At 75.2% G+C, this 19,921-nt stretch carries 7 protein-coding genes and 1 pseudogene; 7 read left to right on the plus strand and 1 reads right to left on the minus strand.

What is annotated here, in order from left to right; all coding sequences use genetic code 11:
- Positions 1-2 precede the first annotated feature (2 nt).
- The 7 genes and pseudogenes from FK530_RS02615 to FK530_RS02645 all read left to right on the plus strand — a co-directional run bounded on the left by FK530_RS02615 (position 3) and on the right by FK530_RS02645 (position 19,089).
- A pseudogene (locus FK530_RS02615) lies at positions 3-5,399 on the plus strand (SDR family NAD(P)-dependent oxidoreductase).
- Positions 5,399-10,801, plus strand: coding sequence for a type I polyketide synthase (locus FK530_RS02620; RefSeq protein ID WP_146485403.1), 5,403 nt, complete (start codon positions 5,399-5,401; stop codon positions 10,799-10,801). The pseudogene FK530_RS02615 and the gene FK530_RS02620 overlap by 1 nt, the downstream one beginning before the upstream one ends.
- Positions 10,798-15,231, plus strand: coding sequence for a type I polyketide synthase (locus FK530_RS02625; protein WP_146485404.1), 4,434 nt, complete (start codon positions 10,798-10,800; stop codon positions 15,229-15,231). Before FK530_RS02620 ends, FK530_RS02625 begins: the two co-directional genes overlap by 4 nt.
- Positions 15,231-16,199 (plus strand): ATP-binding cassette domain-containing protein, encoded by a 969-nt coding sequence (locus FK530_RS02630; RefSeq protein WP_146485405.1) that lies wholly within the window; start codon positions 15,231-15,233, stop codon positions 16,197-16,199. The genes FK530_RS02625 and FK530_RS02630 overlap by 1 nt, the downstream gene beginning before the upstream one ends.
- Positions 16,196-16,999 carry an ABC-2 transporter permease gene (locus FK530_RS02635; protein WP_146485406.1) on the plus strand — a complete coding sequence of 268 codons (804 nt, stop codon included), beginning with the start codon at positions 16,196-16,198 and terminating at the stop codon, positions 16,997-16,999. Before FK530_RS02630 ends, FK530_RS02635 begins: the two co-directional genes overlap by 4 nt.
- The gene (locus FK530_RS02640) at positions 16,996-17,826 is read left to right on the plus strand and encodes an ABC transporter permease (RefSeq protein WP_146485407.1); all 831 of its coding nucleotides are present in this window, start codon (positions 16,996-16,998) and stop codon (positions 17,824-17,826) included. The genes FK530_RS02635 and FK530_RS02640 overlap by 4 nt, the downstream gene beginning before the upstream one ends.
- Before the next feature lie 30 nt (positions 17,827-17,856).
- Positions 17,857-19,089, plus strand: a complete 1,233-nt coding sequence (locus FK530_RS02645; RefSeq protein ID WP_146485408.1) for a phthiocerol/phthiodiolone dimycocerosyl transferase family protein — start codon at positions 17,857-17,859, stop codon at positions 19,087-19,089.
- Here the strand turns inward: FK530_RS02645 and FK530_RS02650 are convergent.
- On the minus strand, positions 19,065-19,895 hold the full coding sequence (locus tag FK530_RS02650; RefSeq protein ID WP_146485409.1) for a class I SAM-dependent methyltransferase: 831 nt from the start codon (positions 19,893-19,895) through the stop codon (positions 19,065-19,067). The genes FK530_RS02645 and FK530_RS02650 overlap by 25 nt on opposite strands.
- Positions 19,896-19,921: the final 26 nt, after the last annotated feature.

The raw sequence follows: 19,921 nt of genomic DNA on the forward strand, positions 1-19,921 counted from the left end.
TCATGACGTCATCCACCCCCGACCGGCGGTCTGTCATCACCGACGCGCTGCGCAAGATCGACGACCTGACCGCGCGCCTCGCCGTCGCCGAGGACGGGCACCGGGAACCGGTCGCCGTCGTGGGCATCGGCTGCCGCCTGCCCGGCGGGGTCACCGGCCCGGACGAGTTCTAGGAGCTCCTCGACGAGGGCCGCGACGCCGTCGTGCGGGTCCCCGCCGACCGCTGGGACGCCGACGCGCTGCATTCCACCGATCACACCGTGCCCGGGACCATCGTCAACCGCGAGGGCGGATTCCTCACCGACTGGGACCCGGCCGCGTTCGACGCCGAGTTCTTCGGCATCTCCCCGCGCGAGGCCGCGGGGATGGACCCGCAGCACCGGCTCCTCATGGAGGTCGCGTGGGAGGCCATCGAGCACGCCGGGATCGTGCCCGCCGCGCTGCGCGGCACCCGCACCGGCGTGTACGTGGGCCTGACCACGGCCGACTACTCGAACTCGCTGGCCGGGACGCTGGCGCACGACGAGATCGACCCGTACATCCCGTTCGGCAGCGCCCACAACTTCGCCGCCGGCCGCGTGTCGTACTTCCTGGGGCTGAACGGCCCGGCGGTGGTGCTGGACACGGCCTGCTCGTCGTCGCTGAGCGCGCTGCACCTGGCGTGCCAGGGCCTGCGCCGCCGCGAGAGCGACGCCGCGCTCGTCGCCGGTGTGAACCTGGTGCTGACCCCGGAGAACAGCATCGCGTGCTCGCGCTGGGGCATGCTCGCCCCGGACGGCCGGTGCAAGTCCTTCGACGGTGCCGCCGACGGCTACGTGCGCAGCGAGGGCTGCGGCGTCGTCGTGCTCAAGCGCCTCTCCGACGCCCTCGCCGACGGCGACCGGGTGCTCGCCGTCGTCCGAGGCACCGCGGTCAACCAGGACGGTGCGAGCAGCGGCCAGACGGTGCCCAACGGCCCGGCCCAGCAGGCCCTGCTGCGGCAGGCGCTCGGGGTGTCCGGCCTCGAACCCGGCGACATCGACTTCGTCGAATCGCACGGCACCGGAACGGCGCTCGGCGACCCGATCGAGCTCGACACCCTCGACCGCGTCTTCGGCGACCGCGGCGACGCCGCGCCGCTCGTGGTGGGCGCCGTGAAGTCGAACCTCGGCCACCTCGAATCCGCCGCCGGCATCGCCGGATTCATCAAGACCGTGCTCGCCCTGGAGCGCGGCCGCATCCCGCGGAACCTGCACTTCGACGCCCTCACCCCGCACGCCTGCGAGGGCGCCGCCCGCTTCGCGTTCCCCACCGGCGGCACCGTCGACTGGCCCGGGCGGGACCGCCCGCGCCGGGCCGGCGTCTCGTCGTTCGGGGTCAGCGGCACCAACGCCCACGTGGTCCTCGAGCAGGCACCCTCTCCATCGGCGCCCGCGCCCACCCCAGGTGACGGCGCCGCAGTGCACCGGATCATCGTGTCCGGCAAGTCGATCGAGCGGGTGGGCGCCGCCGCGGCGGACCTCGCCGACTGGCTCACCGGCCCGGGCAGGGCGGTGCCCCTCGCCGATGTCGCGTACGAGGCCGCGTACCGCCGGCCGCGGTTCCCGCGCATCGCGACCGTCCTCGCCGCCGATCACGACGGGGCCGTGGCGGGCCTGCGGGCGCTCGCCGCCGGGCGGCCGGCACCGTCGGTGGTGGCGCCGCAGCCGGGCGGCCGGCGGCCGGGCACGGTCTTCGTCTTCTCCGGCCAGGGCGCCCAGTGGGCGGGAATGGGGCAGCAACTGCTGCGGACCGAGCCGGCGTTCGCCGCCGCCGTCCGCGAGCTCGAGCCCGACTTCCGCCGGATCGTCGGCTTCTCGCTGGAGTCCGCGCTCCTCGACGGCGACGTGACCAGCGGCATCGACCGCATTCAGCCCGTGCTCGTGGGCGTCCAGCTCGCGCTCGCCGCCCTGTGGCGCTCCCGCGGAGTGGAGCCCGCCGCGGTGATCGGGCACTCGATGGGCGAGGTGGCGGCCGCGGTGGTCGCGGGCGCGCTGTCCGTGGTCGACGGACTCACCGTCATCGCCACCCGGTCGGCGCTCATGCGCCGCGACCTCGCCGGGCGCGGCGCCATGGCGGTGCTCGAACTCGACGCCGACGGCGCCGCCGAGGTGGCCGCACGCCACGACGGCGTGTCCGTCGCGGTCGTGGCCTCGCCGCGGCAGACCGTCGTCGCCGGCGATCCCGACCGGATCGACGCGGTGATCGCGGAGGTCTCCGCGCGCGATCTGCTGGCGCGCCGCGTGGAGGTCGACGTGGCCTCGCACCACGCCACCGTCGACCCGATCCTCGGCGAGCTGCGCACGGCGCTCGCGGGCCTGCGGCCCACCGCGCCCCGGATTCCCTTCCACTCCACCGTCCGCCCCGGCGACACCGCGCCCCACGTGGACGCGGACTACTGGGCCGACAACCTCCGCCGGCCGGTGCGGTTCGCGGACGCCGTGGCCGCCGCTGCCGCCGGCAACGGCACGTTCATCGAGGTAGCCCCGCACCCGCTGCTGACCGGCGCGATCGCCGACGGCGTCGACGACGAGCACCTCGTGGTCGGCACGCTCCTGCGCGACGCCGCCGAGCCGGTGATCTTCGAGACCAACCTGGTGGCCGTCGGCGGACCGTCGTACCCGGCGGGCCCCGCCCCCGCCGACGGGATGCGGCCGCGCGTGTCCCTCCCGACGGTGCCGTGGCTGCGGCGCCGGCACTGGGTCGTCCCGCGTGCGGTCGCCCAGCAGACGGGCGGCGAGGCCCCGGTGGCCGACGGCGGCCCGCACGGCTGGTTCCTGCGGCTCGAGCACCCCGTCCGCGAGCTGACCGTCGCCCCGGCGGACGGCCTGCGCGCTCTCGTCCTCGCGGACGACGGCGGCGCGGCCCTGGCCGGCGCACTCGGCGCGCCCGCGAGCGGACTGCCCGCGGCGGCGCTCCGGGCGAACCCCGACGCCGTGCGCGCCGCGCTGACCGGGACGGACCACGTGGTCTACGCCCCGGACGGGTCGGGCGACGGATTCGACCCGGCCGCGGCCCGACGGGTGATCGGCGAGCTGGCGGCACTGACCCGGATCCTCGCCGCGCTGCCGCAGCCCCCGCGGTTGACCGTGCTCACCCGCAACGCGGAGGCGATCACCGAGGGGGAGCGGGCCCATCCGGTGCACGCCGTGCTGTGGGGCGCCGGGCGCACACTCGCCCTGGAGCACCCGGAGTTCTGGGGCGGGCTCGTCGACGTGGACGCCGACCTCCCGCCGCGGCTGGTGGCGCCGGTCCTGCGCGCCGAGGCCGCCGCGGCCGACGCGAGCGGTCGCCGCGCCGACGATCAGGCCTACTACCGCGCCGGCGTGCGTCGGGTACCGCGCCTGCGCCGCGCCACCGCACCGATCGCCCGCGCGGACGTGGACCGCGACCGCACCCACCTCGTGGTGGGCGCCACCGGCAACATCGGCGGCGACGTGGTGCGGCAGCTCGCGCGGATGGGCGCCACGACGGTGGTGGCGCTCTCGCGCCGCGGCGGCCTGCCCGACGGCGCCGCCGAGCTCGCCGCCCAGGGCACGGCGGTGATCCCGGTGGCCGCGGACGCCGCCGACCCGGCGGCCATGGGCGCGCTGTTCGCCCGGTTCGGCCACGATCTCCCGCCGCTCGGCGGGATCTACGCGGCCGCGCTGTCCGGCGGGGGTGGGCTGCTGGCGGAGCTCAGCGACGACGACGTGGACGCCATGTTCCGATCGAAGGTCGACGTGCTGGCGAACCTGCACGAGCTGAGCCTCGGCACGCCGGTGCGCGACTTCGTGATCTTCTCGTCGATCACCGGGATCCTCGGCTCCCGCTGGCTGGGCCATTACACCGCCGCGAATGCGTACGCCGACGCGGTGGCCGCCGCCCGCCGGCACCTGGGGCTGCCCGCGCGCGTGGTCGACTGGGGGCTGTTCGCGTCGTGGGCGCAGGCGCAGCCCGACATGGCCTCCGGCGGCCTGACCCCGATGCCGAACGACGCCGCGGTCCGCTGCCTGCCGTCGGTGCTGGGCCCCGAGGCCCCCACCCGGAGCGTCGTCGTGGGCGCCGATTGGCCCCGGCTGGCCGAGAACTTCCGCACCCGCACCGCCCTGGCCGTCGTCGACGACCTGCTCGCCGAGGGCACGGACACCGTCGACGCGCTCCCCGCACCCGTGGCCGGAACCCTGTTGGGCGCAGACGGTTCGGGGCCGGTCGGCGTGTCCGCGGCGGCGCGGCCGCACCCCGTCGCGCACCGGGTCCGGGGCGTCGAGGTGGTGCCCGTGTCGGTGATCGCCGCATCGCTGCTGAGCGTGGCGCCGCGGGCGAGCGGCGTCCGCTTCGAGTACCCGATCGTCCTCGATCGCGCCCGCGCCGTCCGGGTCACGACCGGCCCGGACGGGGTCGCGGTCCGCTCGAGCACCGACCCGGGCGCGCCCGAGGACCGGTGGATCCGGCACGCGAGCGCGAGCCTCGGAACAGCAGCGGCGCAGCCGGCGCCCGCCGCCCCGTCCGCGCCCGACGGTGACTACGACACGCCGGTCTACGACGCCGCGACCGCGCGGGAGCTGAGCCGGCGGTGGGGCGTGGACGGCGTGCCCTTCCGCTGGGAGATCACCGGGCACGACGCCGGCCCGGGTGCGCTGCGCGCCCGCGTGCGACTGCCCGGCGAGGCGGCGCCCGCCGCCGCGATCGACGCCGCGGTGCACCTGGCCCGCCTGAGCGGGCGGACCGGCGACGGGCTGCTGCTGCCCGCCGCGATCGAGGAGATGACGCTCGCGGACGCGGCCCTCGGCACCGACGTGGAGGTGGCGGTGACGCGGCGCGCGGACGCCGCCGACGACCTGGTCGTCGATGCCCGCGTGGAGGCACCGGCCGGCCGGCTCCTCCTGGAGTTGCGCGGCGTCCGGTTCGCCGCCGTCGACCCGGTCGCGGAGGCCGCCCGGGTGGAGGTCTCCCGGTCCGGCGGTGCCGGGGCGCCGGAGCCCGGCGGCGCCGGATCCCTCAAGGCCGTGCCGGATCTGGCGGCACTCACCGCGGACGAGGCGCGCGCCACGGTGGCGCGGGTGCTGACGGACGTGCTGGCGCGCGAGCTGGGCACCGAGCCGGCCGCGATCGACGTCGATCAGCCCTTCCCCGAGTTGGGGCTCGACTCGATGATGGCGATGGCCATGCTGCGCGACGCGAAGGAGGTTCTGGGCGTGGACCTCTCGGCGACCATGCTGTGGGACAACCCGACCGTGACGCTCCTGGCCGCGCATATCGCCGGCTCGGTGGTCGCGGATCCCGCTGCCGTGCAACCCGATCCGGGGACAGAATTCGATACCGCCGCCGACGAATCCGGCTTGCTGGACGAACTGTTCGACAGCGCGGAGAGCTTCGCCGCCGCCGAGGGAGAGATCTGATGGCCGATACGAACCGGACCACGCCCGCCGCACCCGCGGCGTCCAAGGGCTCGACGTACGCCCGCGTGCGGGCCATGACCGACGCGCAGCGGGACGCGCTGACCGACCAGTTCGCGAAGTCGGCGCGGGTGGCCGCGGCGGAGCCGATCGCGGTGATCGGGGTCGGCTGCCGCTTCCCCGGCGGGTCGAACTCCCCGCAGCAGTACTGGGATCTGCTGATGCGCGGGCAGGACGCGATCGTCGAGGTCCCGGCGGACCGTTGGGCCGCCGACGAGTACTACGACGCCGATCCGTCCGTGCCCGGGCGCATGCCGTCCAAGTGGGGCGGCTTCCTCGACGAGATCGCGGGATTCGATGCCGCGCACTTCGGCATCGCGCCGCGCGAGGCGGAGACGATGGACCCCCAGCAGCGGGTGCTGCTCGAGGTCGCGTGCGAGGCGCTCGAGCACGCAGGGATCGCGCCGCAGAGCGCCGAGGGCATCCGTGCCGCCGTGCTGATGGGTGTCTACTACAACGAGTATCAGTCGGCATCGATGGCCGATCTCGACGCCATCGACGCCTACGCGGCGACCGGCAACGCGCACAGCGTCACGGTGGGCCGCATCGCCTACCTGCTGGGCCTGCGCGGCCCGGCGATCGCGGTGGACACGGCGTGCTCGTCGTCGCTGGTGTCGGTGCACCTGGCCTGCCAGAGCCTGCGCTCGCGGGAGAGCGACCTCGCCCTCGCGGGCGGCGTGAACCTCATCCTGCGCCCCGAGACCCAGCTCGCCCTGGGCAAGTGGGGGATGCTCTCCCCGCGCGGCCGGTGCCACACCTTCGACGCCGCCGCCGACGGCTTCGTCCGCGGCGAGGGCTGCGGCGTTGTCGTGCTCAAGCGGCTGACCGACGCGGTGCGCGACGGTGACCGGGTGCTCGCCGTCGTCCGCGGTACCGCCACCAACCAGGACGGTCGCAGCAACGGCCTGACCGCCCCCAACGCGCCCGCGCAGCGCGAGGTGATCACCCGCGCCCTCGGCGAGGTTCCCGCGTCGTCGGTGCACTTCGTGGAGACGCACGGCACCGGGACCGCGCTGGGCGATCCGATCGAATTCGATGCGCTGTCCCGGGTCTACGGATCCGGCGAGGGGCGGTGCGCGCTCGGCGCGGTCAAGACGAACATGGGCCACCTCGAGGCGGCAGCGGGGATCGCGGGCTTCATCAAGGCGGTGCTCGCTGTGCACCGCGGGCAGGTGCCGCCCAACCTGCACTTCACGCGGTGGAATCCGGCGATCGACCCGGCCGGGACCCGGCTGTACGTGCCGACCGAGGCCGATCCGTGGCCGTCGGCCGGGGGCCCGCGGCGCGCCGCCGTCTCGTCCTTCGGACTGGGCGGCACGAACGCCCACATCGTGCTCGAGCAGGGGCCGGACGCGGTGCCCACCGCGCAGACGGGCGGGGCGGAACCGGCGGGGCCGCACGTCGTCCGCATCGGCGGCAACTCGCCCGGCGCCGTCACGGCGCGGGCCGATGCGCTTGCCGGCTGGCTGCAGGGCAAGGGCGCCGCTGCCGACCTGGGCGACGTCGCGCACACCGTCGCGCGGCAGGCCGACGGTGCCCCGGTCACCGGGGCCGCGACCGCGCGCGACCGCGCGGGCGTCGTCGACGCGCTGCGGGCGCTCGCGGCCGGAGACGGCCGCGCCGGGGTCACGCCCGTGGGCGCCCGGCCGAAGCCGGGCGTGGTGTTCGTGTTCTCCGGTCAGGGCTCGCAGTGGCCGGGAATGGGGCGCAGGCTGCTCGCCGAGGAGCCGGCGTTCGCCGCCGCCGTCGACCGCATCGAGCCGGAATTCGCGGCGCAGGTGGGGTTCTCGCTCCGCGATACCCTCGCATCCGGCGAGCCGGTCACGGGCATCGACCGGATCCAGCCCGTCCTGGTGGGCGTGCAGCTGGCGCTGGCGGACCTGTGGCGCGCCCACGGAATCGTGCCCGACGCCGTGATCGGCCACTCCATGGGCGAGGTGACCGCTGCGGTCGTGGCCGGCGGACTGTCGGTGGCCGACGGCCTGCGGGTGATCGCCACCCGGTCGGCCCTCATGCGCCGCGAACTCTCGGGCCAGGGCGCGATGGCACTGCTCGAGATGGAGGCCGCCGCCGCGGAGGAGTTGCTGGCCGACCACCAGGGCGTGTCCGTCGCGGTCGTCGCCTCGCCGCGGCAGACGGTCGTGGCCGGTCCGCCCGAGCGGATCGACGACGTGATCGCCGCGGTGTCGGCGCGGAACCTGTTGGCGCGCCGCGTCGAGGTCGACGTGGCCTCGCACCACGCGACGGTGGACCCCATCCTCGACGAGCTGCGCGCCGCGCTGTCCGGCCTGCGGCCCACCGCCGTCACGATCCCCGTCCTGTCGACCGTGCGGGCCGGCGAGGAGGCCCCGGTCTTCGACGCCGACTACTGGGCGGACAACCTGCGGCAGCCGGTGCGGTTCGCCCCGGTCGCCGCCGGCGCGGCCGCGCGGTTCGGCACGCTCATCGAGGTGAGCCCGCACCCGGTGCTCACCCACGCGCTCGCCGAGAACCGCCCCGCGGACCGCGAGGTCGTCGTCCTGCCCACGCTCCTGCGCGACGAGGACGACACCGTCGTCTTCCGCGCGCACCGCGCCCGCCTCGGCGGCGACGCGCCCGCCGGCCGCATCATCGACCTGCCCCCGCACACGTGGCAGCACGAGCGGTACTGGACGACCGCCACCGCCCCGAACGCCGGCCGCGCGGCCTCCGCCGCACATCCGCTGCTCGGGGACCGCGTCGACCTGCCGTCGGGCACCGGAGTCCTGTGGCACGCCGACGCCGGGCTCGACCTGATCCCATGGCTCCGCGATCACCGCGTGCAGGGCCAGCCCATCATGCCCGCGGCGGGCTTCGCCGAGATCGTCCTGGCCGCGGGCCGCGCGGTCTTCGGCGACGCGGCGGCCGGGCTGGCCGGGCTCGAGGTCGAGCAGATGCTGCCGCTGACGGACTCGGTCCCGCTCACCACGCAACTCATCCACGATCCCGAGAGCACCGACGGCACCGCTCGGGTCGAGGTGTTCAGCCGGGGTCCGGCGGGGGAGTGGATCCGGCACGCGACCGGGCGCGTGGGAGCCGGGGTCCCGGCCTCGAGCGCGGGCGCGCCGGTCGGTGCACCGTCCGGCGGCGCCCCGGTCTCGCCCCGCGAGATCTACGCCGCACTGCGGCGTGCGGGAGCCCATCACGACACGGCCTTCGTCGCCCTCGAGCGGGTGCTGCAGGACCCGGCGGGCGCCGCCGAGGCGGACATCGCCCTGCCCGCGGAGGCCGCCGCGCACCCGGAGTTCGCACTGCACCCGGTGGCTCTCGACGCGGCACTGCAGACGCTGGCGGCGGCGCTGCCCGCGGAGGCCGTGGCGGGCGACGCCGCGTACCTGCCCGTCGCCGTCGAAGCGATCCGGCTGTCCGGCCCCGTCGGGCGGCGCGCCCTGTGCCGGGCGAGGATCACCTCCGTCGGCGCGGAGGGCATCACCGGCGACGTCACGATCCTCGCCCCGTCCGGTGCCGTCGCCGCGGAGGTGCGGGGCGTCTTCCTGCGCCGCATCCAGCGGGGCACCGTGCCGCTTCCCCTGGAGCGCAAGCTGTTCGGGCACCGCTGGGAGGCGGCGCCCGCCGCCGCGGCGGCACCCGGCGCGGGGGCGGGCAGCTGGCTGGTGCTCGCGGCGGACGCCGCGGCGACCGCGGACGCCGCCGCCGAGCTCGCCCGGCCCGACCGGCGGATCGTCACGGCCGGGTTCGACGACCAGGGACTCGCCGACGCCGTCGCGCGGGCCGCGGCGGACCCCGACCACCCCCTCGCCGGGGTGCTCCTGCTGCTCGACGCACCGTCGAACCAGGAGCCCGTCACCGAGGCCGACGCGGCCCGGGAGACGGTGCGGCGCGTCGCCGCCGTGGTGCGCGCGGTGACCACCGGCTGGCACGGCCGCCCGCCGCGGCTCCTGCTCGTCACCCGCGACGGCCTGGCGGTGCGCGACGGCGAGCCGGGCAGCCCAGCAGCCGGCGCGCTCACGGGCCTCGTCCGCGTCCTCGCGTACGAGCACCCGGACCTGCGGGCCACGCTCGTCGACCTGCCCGCCGGCGCGGGCCTCACGGTGGCCCTGGACCGGGAGGGCGCCGGCGGCGACGACCTCGTCGCGTGGCGCGACGGCGAGCGGTTCGTCCAACGGCTGGTGCGGGCGGATCCCGACCCGGCCGGGTCCGCCGTCCCGACGGTGCGCGACGACGGCGCGTACGTGGTCACCGGCGGCCTCGGCGGCATCGGCCTCGTAGTGGCCCGGCGCCTGGTGGCGGCCGGGGCGGGCCGCGTGGTGCTCTCCGGTCGCGGCGAGCCCTCCGCCGAGGCGGCGGCGGCCCTCGACGCGCTGGGCGAGAGCGCGACCTACGTGCGCGGCGACATCGCCGAGCCCGGGGTCGCGGAGGCGCTGGTCGCGGCGGCCGAGGAGACGGGCCTGCAGCTGCGCGGGGTGATCCACTCCGCGGCCGTCCTCGACGACGAACTGGTGGCGGCGATGTCCGAGGACGCACTCGCCCGCGTGTGGCGGCCGAAGGCGACCGGCGCGGCCCGGCTGGACGCGGCGACCGCGGACCGCGACCTCGACTGGTGGGTGCTGTTCTCCTCCGCCGCCTCGCTGCTGGGCTCGCCCGGCCAGGGCGCGTACGCCGCGGCGAACGCCTACCTGGACGCACTGGCGCAGCGGCGCCGTGCGCGCGGGAAGGCGGCCACGTCGATCTGCTGGGGCCAGTGGTCCGAGGTCGGTCTCGCCCGTTCGCTCGAGATGGGCGTGCTGGACCCGATCTCCCCGGCGGAGGGCGCGGAGGCGCTCGATGCGATCCTCGGCGGCGCACACACCCGGGTCGGCGTCGCCCGGCTACGGCTCGACCGCGCCGCCTCGGCGTTCCCGGAGCTCGCCGGGCTCGGCTACTTCACCCACCTGATGGCGGAACTCGAACCCGAGGAGGAACCGGGCGCGATCGACCCGGAGTCGCTGCGCGCACTGCCCTTCGGCGACGCGGTGGCGGCGGTCCAGGGCCGGCTGCGCGCGCGGATCGGCGCGGTCCTCGGATACACCGGTGGCGCCGGCATCCCCACCGACCGCCCCCTCACCGAACTCGGGCTCGATTCGCTGATGGCGGTGCGGATCCGCAACGCCGCCCGCGCCGAGTTCGGCATCGAGCCGCCGGTGGCGCTGCTGCTCCAGGGCGCCGACCTCACCGGCCTCGCGACCGACCTGGTGCGCCGGCTCGGCATCGACGACGACGGCAACGACACCGTAGCGGCGCCCGGCGGGCTCCGCGACCGCGCTGCGCAGCGCGCCGCCGCCCGCCGCCGCGGCGCGGCACGACGGAAGGCAGGCCACATCGCATGACCTCGACGGAGAGCACCCTGCACGCGGTCCGTGACGACGGAGCCGGCGACGGACCCGGTGACGCCGAGATGATCGCGGTCGTCGGCATGGCCGGGAGGTTCCCCGGCGCGCGCGATCTCGCCGAGTACTGGCGCAACCTCCGCGACGGCGTCGAATCGATCGTCCCGATCCCCGAGGCGGAGCTGCGGGATTCGGGCGTCGGGGCCGAGGCCCTCAAGGACCGCGGCTACATCCGGGCGGGCGCCCCGCTCGACGGGATCGACGAATTCGACGCGGACCTGTTCGGGTTCACCCCGGCCGTCGCCGAGGGGCTCGACCCGCAGCAGCGCCTGTTCCTGCAGAGCGTGTGGCACGCGATCGAGGACGCCGGGTACCGGCCGACGGAGCTCGACGGCGCCGTCGGCGTCTACGGGACGGCCTCCGCGAGCAGCTACCTGCTCAACAACCTGATGTCGCGGATCGACGTGGGCCGCACCATCGGCGACGGCGCGAGTTTCGAGATGATCGACCTGTCGCTGCGCAACGACAAGGACCACATCGCCACCCGGGTGGCGCACCAGTTCGATCTGCACGGTCCGGCGCTGTCGGTGCAGACGGCGTGCTCGTCGTCGGCCGTCGCCGTGCACCTGGCCTGCCAGGCGCTGATCGCCGGGGAGGTCGATGCGGCGATCGCCGGTGGCGCGTCGATCCGCGTGCCCAATCGCGCCGGCTACTGGCACACGCACGGTGCGATGACCTCGCCCAGCGGGCACTGCCGCCCCTTCGACGTGCGCGCCGACGGCACCGTCTTCGGCAGCGGCGTCGGCGTCGTCGTGCTCAAGACCCTCGAGCGGGCCCGCGCCGACGGTGACCGGGTGCACGCCGTGATCCGCGGCTCGGCCATCAACAACGACGGCGCCGCCAAGATGACCTACGCCGCCCCGACCGCCGCCGGGCAGGCCGCCGCGATCGCCGAGGCGCACGCCGTGGCCGGCGTCGACCCCGCGGACATCGGCTACGTCGAGACCCACGGCACCGGCACGCCGCTCGGCGACCCGATCGAGATCGACGGGCTGCGGCAGGCCTTCGAACTCGCCGAACGGGAGCGCAGCGGGCCGTGCCGCCTGGGGTCGGTCAAGGCGAACATCGGGCACCTCGAGGTGGCCTCCGGGATCGCCGGGCTGCTCAAGGCGATCCTGGCGCTCAAGCACCGGGAGCTTCCCGGGACCCTGCACTACACGTCGCCGAACCCCGAGCTGCGGCTCGAGGGCGGCGATTTCGAGATCAACCCGGGGCTCGTCGAATGGACGAGCGCGGGCCCGCGCCGCGCCGGCGTCAGCTCCTTCGGCGTGGGCGGCACCAACGTGCACCTGGTGCTGGAGGAGGCACCGCCCGTGCCGCAGCCGGCACCGCCCGCACAGCCACGAGGGCCCTTCCCCCTGCGGCTCTCGGCGCGGGGCACCGAGCGGCTCGGCGTGGCCCGGGCGCGGCTCGCGGACGCGCTGGAGGCCGACGAGCGCATCGAGATGACCGACGTGGCCGCGACCTTGGCCGCGCGTCCCGCCGACGTCACCCGCGGCGTCACCGTGGTGCGCGACCGCGCGCACGCCGTGGCCGCCCTGCGCGCCGGCGCCGGCGTCGCCGGGGATGTTCCCGACGGAGCCGAGGACGCCCGGGACCGGGTGGCGCTGCTGTTCCCGGGGCAGGGCGCACAGTACGTGGGCATGGCCCGCGGGCTGTACGAGGCGGAACCGGTGTTCGCGCAGAACGTGGACCGGTGCGCCGCCGGCTTCGACGCGGCGCTGGGGATCGACCTCAAGGCCCTGATGTTCTCCGGCCGCAGCCGGGAGCTCGAGCGCACGGACCGCTCCCAGCCCGCGCTGTTCACCGTCGAGTACGCGCTGGCGCGCCTGCTCGAGCAGCGCGGCGTGCGGCCCTCGCTGCTGGTGGGGCACAGCGTCGGCGAGTACGTGGCCGCGGCGGTCGCCGGCGTCCTCGACCTGCCCACCGCGATCGCCGTCGTCGCCGAACGCGGTCGGGTCATGCAGGCCGCGCCCCACGGCGTCATGCTCGCGGTGCCGCTGGGCCCCGCCGAGCTCGCGCCGTACCTCGCCGCCGACATCGACGTGGCGACGATCAACGAGCCGGGCGCCTGCGTCGTCGCGGGCGCCGGACCGGCGATCGACGAGCTCACCGCGAAGCTCGCGGCCGATTCGATCACCGCGCGCCGCGTGCGCACCTCGCACGCCTTCCACTCGCGGCTGATGGAGCCGGCGGCGGCGCAGTTCGCCGAGCACCTCGCCGGCGTCGATCTGCGCGCACCCCGGATCCCCATGGCCTCCAACGTGACCGGCGCCCTGCTCACCGACGCCGAGGCGACCGACCCGGCGACGTGGGCGCGGCAGATGCGGGCCACCGTCCGGTTCGCCGACGAACTCGACGTGGTGCTCGCCGATCCGCACCGGATCCTCGTGGAGGTCGGCCCCGGCGGGACGCTGACCTCGGCCGCGAAGCGGCACCCGAAGTTCCTCGACTCGCACCGCGCCGTGCGGCTCGTGCGGCACCCCGCGCAGGACCGCGACGATCACGAGGTCCTCCTCGAGGGGATCGGCGCTCTCTGGGCGGCGGGACTCGACGTGGACACCGGTGCCCCGGAAGGTCGTTCGATACTGCTCCCCGGGTACCCCTTCCTGCCGGAACGGCACTGGATCGACCCCGCACCCCGCACGCGGTCGGCGGGCGCGCCCGGCGCTCTGCCCGAACAGGCCGTGGAGGGCGCCCCGGACAGGACGACCGAGGCCGGTGTCGAGGAGGCCCTGGGCCGGGTCTGGGCGGCGTGCCTCGGCGCCGACATCGTCGACCCGCACGCCGACTTCTTCGACCTGGGTGGTGATTCGCTCATCGCGATCGGCGTCTCCATGGCCGCCGGACACGCGGGGATCGAGCTCACGCCGCAGGACCTCTACGACCATCCGACGGTCGCGGGACTCGCCCGCGCCGTCGCGGAGCGGGAGAGCGCCGGCGGCCTCGGTGGGCCCGCGGCACCGTCGGACCGCCCGCCGCTGCCGCCCGTGCTCGCCCGGCTCGCCGAGAGCGGCCTGCGGGAGCCCGGCCGCTGGCGGATCCCGCTGGTGCTGGGGGTGGGCGAACAGGTGAGCGCCGACGACGTCGAAGCCGTCCTCACGGCGCTCGTGCAGCGGCACGAGGCACTGCGACTGCGCTTCGAGCGGGATCGGGACGGCCTGTGGGAACAGGTGATCGGCGCGGTGGAGGCCGCCGCGCAGTACCTCCGCGTCACCGAGGAGAGCACAGCCGATCCCGACCTGGACCGCGTCGCCGCGCAGCGGCTGGCCGAGACCATCGACGCCGACGCGCCCCCGCTGACCGCACTGCTGCTCCGCCCGGACGGCGGCGGCCCGGCCCGGCTCGCGCTCGGCGTGCCCGGCCACGTGGGCGACGCCCGCTCCCGCGAGCTCCTCGTGGGTGACCTGCTCACCGGCTTCGGGCAGCGGGCGGCCGGGATGCAGGCGTGGCTCGCGCCGCCCGCGACCGGCTGGGCTGCGTGGTGCCAGCAACTCGCGGGCCTCGTCGGACATCCGGCCGTCCTCGAGACCCGGAGCCGCTGGCGCGAGACGACCTCGGGGCCGGTGCTCCGGGTCGCGAACGCCGACGCCGATGCGCAGGCCGGTCCGGCCGCCGGAGACTACGTGCGCGTGCCCACGACGCTGGGGATCGCGCAGGCCGCGGAGATCGACGATGCTCGGCGCCGCACGGGGATCCGCCTGGAGGAACTCGTCACCGCCGCGCTGGTGCGCGCGGTCACCGCGACCGCCGCCGGGCCGACCGGACCGGAGCCGGGCCGGGTCGTGATCGACCTCGACGGCGACACGCGGCCGGTGCTCAAGCCGGCCCTCGACGCGCGGGACACGGTGGGCTGGTTCACCGCCGTGCACCCCGTCGCGTTCGCGGCCCCGGCCTCACCGGATTCGCCCGCCGGTGACGCCGAGCTCCTCGACCGGGTTCGCGGCGAGCTGCGCGCGATCCCGCACCAGGGCGTCGGATACGGGCTGCTGCGGCACCTGCATGCGCCCACAGCGGCCGCGCTGGCCGCCGCCGGCGAGGCCGACGTGCACCTCGTGGTGGCGGGCACCGTCGCCGACGCACCCGACGCGGAGCACGGCCCGACCGAGGTGTGGTTCGCCGCCGACGCGGCCATGCCGGTGCGGGACGTGGTGCCCGGGCTCGGGCATCCCGTGGAGCTGCGGGTCCACCGCAGCGCCGGGAGGCTGCACCTGGACTGGTGGTACGACGCCCGGCGCGTCGACGCCGGGCGGATCGACGCGCTGGCGGTCGCCGTGCCGGACGCGCTCGCCGCACTCGCCCGCGGCTGCGCCCCGGAGGCCGAGGACGACGACTGGGACCTCGTCGACCTGTCAGGAGGTGAGGCGTGATGCGCGGTTCCGAGCCGGCCGTCGTGGTGGAGGGCCTGACCAAGCGGTTCGGCGACTTCGACGCGCTCCGCGGCGTCGACCTCACGGTCCGCGCCGGGGAGATCCCGGGGCTCCTGGGTCCCAACGGGGCGGGGAAGACCACCACGGTGGACATCCTGGCCACGCTGTCGCGGCCCGGCGGAGGGACCGTCCGCGTCGCCGGGCACGACGTGGCGACCGACCCGGCGGCGGTACGCCGCGCGATCATGCTCACCGGACAGAACGCGGCCCTCGACGACCTGCTCACCGGTCGGGAGAACCTCGTCCTGTTCGGCCGCCTGCAGGGGCTCCGTAAGGCGGACGCCCGCGTCCGCGCCGCCGAGCTGCTGGCGAGCTTCGACCTCGAGGACGCCGCCGATCGCAGGGTGGGGACGTACTCCGGCGGCATGCGCCGGCGCATCGACATCGCCTGCGGGCTGGTGATCCGGCCGGAGGTCGTGTTCCTCGACGAGCCGACGACCGGCCTCGACCCGCGCAGCCGGCAGGGCGTGTGGGATCTGGTCGCACGGCTGCGCGACGACGGGATCGCGACCCTGCTCACCACCCAGTACCTGGAGGAGGCGGACGCGCTCAGCGACCGGATCACCGTGATCGACCGGGGCACCGTCATCGCGGAGGGCACGGCGGACGAGCTCAAGGAACGGACGGGCGCGACGGTCTGCGAGATCGTGCCGCGGCACCGCGCGGACGTGCCGCGCATCCTCGCCGCGCTCGGCATGGTGGCCGACGGTGCGAACGGCGCGGACGCGGACCGGGTCACCATCCTGGCACCCGAGGGGATGCGGACCCTGGTGGACGCGGTGGCGTACATCGAGCCGACCGGCGTGGAGATCCGCGACGTGGCGCTGCGCCGCCCGTCGCTCGACGAGGTCTTCTTCGCGCTGACCGGGGACTCCGCCCGCCGTTCCGACGAGGACGTGGTGGTGTGACGCGGCGCCCCGACACCTCGCTCGCGCAACAGTGGTGGGTGCTGACCACCCGCGCCGTGGCGCCCACGCTGCGCACCGGCGAGCTCGCCACCCAGGTGGCCGCCTCGGTGATGTTCACCGTGGGCTTCTACGTGCCGCTCAAGCAGTTCATGGGCTCCTCTGCGATGACCATGAGCAGCTACGGCCAGTACCTCACGCCGCTCATCGTCCTGCAGGCGATCTCCTTCGCGGCGATATCCGGCGGCTTCCGGGCGGCCACCGACTCCCTCGAGGGCATCGACCGACGGTTCCGGTCGATGCCCATCGCCCGGCTGGCGCCGCTCGCGGCCCGGATGTCCGCGAGCATGTACCGGTGCGCGATCGCGCTCGTGATCTCACTGGTCTGCGGGCACGTCATCGGCTTCCGCTTCTACGGCGGCCTCGCGCACACCGCCGGATTCGTCGTGCTGGCCCTGCTGCTCGGGTTGATGCTGGCCCTCGTCAGCGACCTGGTGGGAACCGCGACCCGCAACCCCGATGCCACCACCCACCTGATGATGCTGCCGCAGCTCACGCTGGGCCTGCTGTCCGTCGGGGTGCAGCCCGTCGCGCGGTTCCCCGAATGGATCCAGGGCTTCGTGCGCGATCAGCCCATCTCGCAGTTCGTGTTCGCGCTGCGCGCGCTGGCCGGGGATTCCGTTCCCGGCGCCGCGGGCGAGGCCTCCTGGGCGGTCGTCGGTCCCGCGGTGTACTGGGCGGTCGGGCTGATCGCGGTCGCGGGGCCGGTGCACGCCCTGGTGGCGGCGAGGAGGGGCCGATGACGGCGGTACCGCGGCCCGCGAACGGGCCGGTGAGCGCGGCGCATTTCGGCGAGAGGTCCGCGGGAGCGCTCGCCCGGCAGACCGGCGTGCTCGCCGGAAGGATCATCTCGCGCTGGGTGCGGGACCCCGCCACCCTCGCGGAGACGGTGCTGGTACCCGTCGCCTTCCTCGTCACGCTGAACGTCGTGCTGGGGGATGGCATCTCGGAGATCACCGGGACGAGCGCGCTGGTGGGCAGTGTGCCGCTCGTGGCGTTGGTGGCCGCGACGCAGGGAGCGACCGTGGGCGGCCTCGGGCTGATGGCGGAACGGGACGGCGGCTTCCTCGCGCGCCTGTGGGTCACGTCCATCCATCGCGCCGCGGGGATCACCTCCCGGCTGTTCGCGGAGGCACTGCGCATCGTCGCCGCCACGGCGGTGCTCACCATCACCGGTGTGCTGCTGGGGTTGCGGTTCGAGAACGGCCCCGCCGCGCTGGCCGCGTGGCTGCTGGTGCCGGCCGTGTTCGGCGTGGCCTTCGCGACCGCCGTGCTCACCGTGGCGGTGTACGCCGCCAAGACGATCGTGGTCGAGGCCACGGCCCTGGTCTCGGGCCTGTTCATGTTCTTCTGCACCGGCTTCGTTCCGCTGGAGCAGTACCCGCGCTGGCTGCAGCCGCTGGTGCAGCACCAGCCCTTCAGCAACACCGTCGACGCGATGCGCGGCCTCGCCGTGGGCGGGCCGGTGGCGGCGCCGTTGCTCGAGCTGATCGCGTGGTCCGCGGGCATCATCGCCGTCTGCGCCGTTCCGCTCGCGACCGGCTACCGCCGGGCGAGCACCCGAGACTGATCCCCGACGATCCCCGACGAGAGGCAAGCGATGTTCGATTCCTCGGTGCTGCGCCCGCTGGCGGAGAGCGAGAAGATGTTCGCCGAGACGCACAACTTCGTGGGCCTCGGTGCCCACCTGCGCGGCCCGGTGGACATCGAGCTGTTGAACGAGGCGTTCGAGACCCTGCTCGAGGTGCATCCCGTCCTCGCGGCGCGGATCGAACCCGACGGCGAGGACGGCTTCCGCATCGTCGCCGACGAGCTGCTCCCGGCGGGGATCGTGCTCGCGTCCGGCGCCGACGAGGAGCAGCGGTTCGACCAGGCGCAGTCCCTGGTGCGGCTCGTGGTGGACACCAGCGGGGAGGAGATCGGCGCCACGCTGTACGTGCACCACGCGCTCGCCGACGGGCACCACCAGTTCGCGCTGATCGAGGAACTGTTCGGCATCTACACCGATCTGGTGACGACCGGCGACTGCCGGCCCGGGCCGCTGCGCCCGGCGCCCCCGCCGCTGGAGACGGTCCTCGCCGAGCGGAACGTGGTCAAGCAGCGGCGTTCCGGACTGGAGCGGTTCATGCCCGCGATGTACGCGTACGACCTGCCGCCCTCGCACCGCGCGGTCACCGGCGAGCACCCCGACCGGCCCATCCGGGTACCGATGGCGCAGCACACCTTCGACGCCGCGACCACCGATGCGCTGTTCGCCCTGTCGCGGGCGGAGCGGGTGAGCGTGAACGGCATCGTCTCCGCCGCGGTGCTGCTCGCCGAGTGGCGGCTCCGCGGCGCCACCGCGGTTCCGGTCCCGTACATCTACCCGGTGGATCTGCGCTACGTGCTGACCCCGGCGGTGTCCGCCACCGGGGTCACGAACCCGGTGGGCATCGCGACCTATCTCGCGGAGATCGACGCGACCACGGAAGTGCTCACGCTCGCCCGGGACATCGCCGAGACCTTCCGGGCGGACCTGGCGGAGGGCGTGATCCAGCAGTCGCTGCTGCACTTCCGCCCCGCCTACGTGGGGAATCCGCCGGGGCTGCCGGACATGGTGATGGTGACCGACAACGGGGTCGTGCCCCCGGTGCGGACTCCGCCCGGCGTCGAGCTGAGCGCGGTGCACGGCGAGCTGTACTTCCAGGTCGCCTCCGGGATCGAGATGTACACGAGCAAGGTCTTCGCCGGTCGGTTGCAGCTCGAGTACCACACGCACGGAGTCGATCCGGCGCGCTCGCTCGACGTGGTGGCCGAGTTGCTGGAGGCTCAGGTGGTGGGGCCGAAGGCGTAGCGGTGGTACTGCAGTGCCCGGCGCAGGGGCCGCACGATCCGGCTCACGCCGTCGAGCGCTGCGAACGCCCGCGAGCTACCGGCGAAGGTATCGGCGTCGAAGAAGCCGCGACGGTCGACCCGGCGCAGCTCGGGCACCTCCGCGATGACCTCCGCCGGATCGTCGACACCCCAGTACAGGACCGAGCCGGTGGTGCGGTTGAGCTTGTGCATCCGCTGGCTGCGGATCGCCAGGCGACTGTAGAAGTCGATCTGCACCTCGCCCTCGGGGAAGCGGTCCGTGAACGCGCGCAGGATGCCGGTGCCCTCGGCGGCGGTGAGGTACATGCTGATGCCCTCGGCCACCAGGAGCGTCGGGCGGTCCGCCGGAATGCTCTGCAGCCAATCGTGATCCGTGGCCGAGCTGGCCAGCAGGTGGTAGCCGGCGCGCTCCGGGTACACCTGGCGGCGAAGGTCGATCACGCCGGGGAAGTCCACGTCGAACCAGCGCACCTGCGGGCCCGGGTCGATGCGGAAGACGCGACTGTCGAGACCGCAGCCGAGGTGCACGACGGTGGCCTCCGGGTGCCGCTGCAGGAACTCGCGCGTCCACCGGTCGAACTGCGCGGTCCGCACCGTCGCGAGCGGTGCCCACCGGGCGGACACGCCGAGCGAGTCCCAGTCGTAGTCGATGCCGGAGACCGCGTCGAGCGCGAACCGGTCGCCGAGCACCGGCCGGTCCGAATCCGCGTCCAGCGCTTTCAGATAGAGCGTGGTGAGCATCGTCTGTGCGGCGCCACTGAGGTCGACCGTGGCCTTGGGGGGCATGGATGACACGGTACGTCACCCGCTTT

The sequence above is a fragment of the Tsukamurella conjunctivitidis genome, from assembly GCF_007858475.1.
Lineage (GTDB): Bacteria > Actinomycetota > Actinomycetes > Mycobacteriales > Mycobacteriaceae > Tsukamurella > Tsukamurella conjunctivitidis.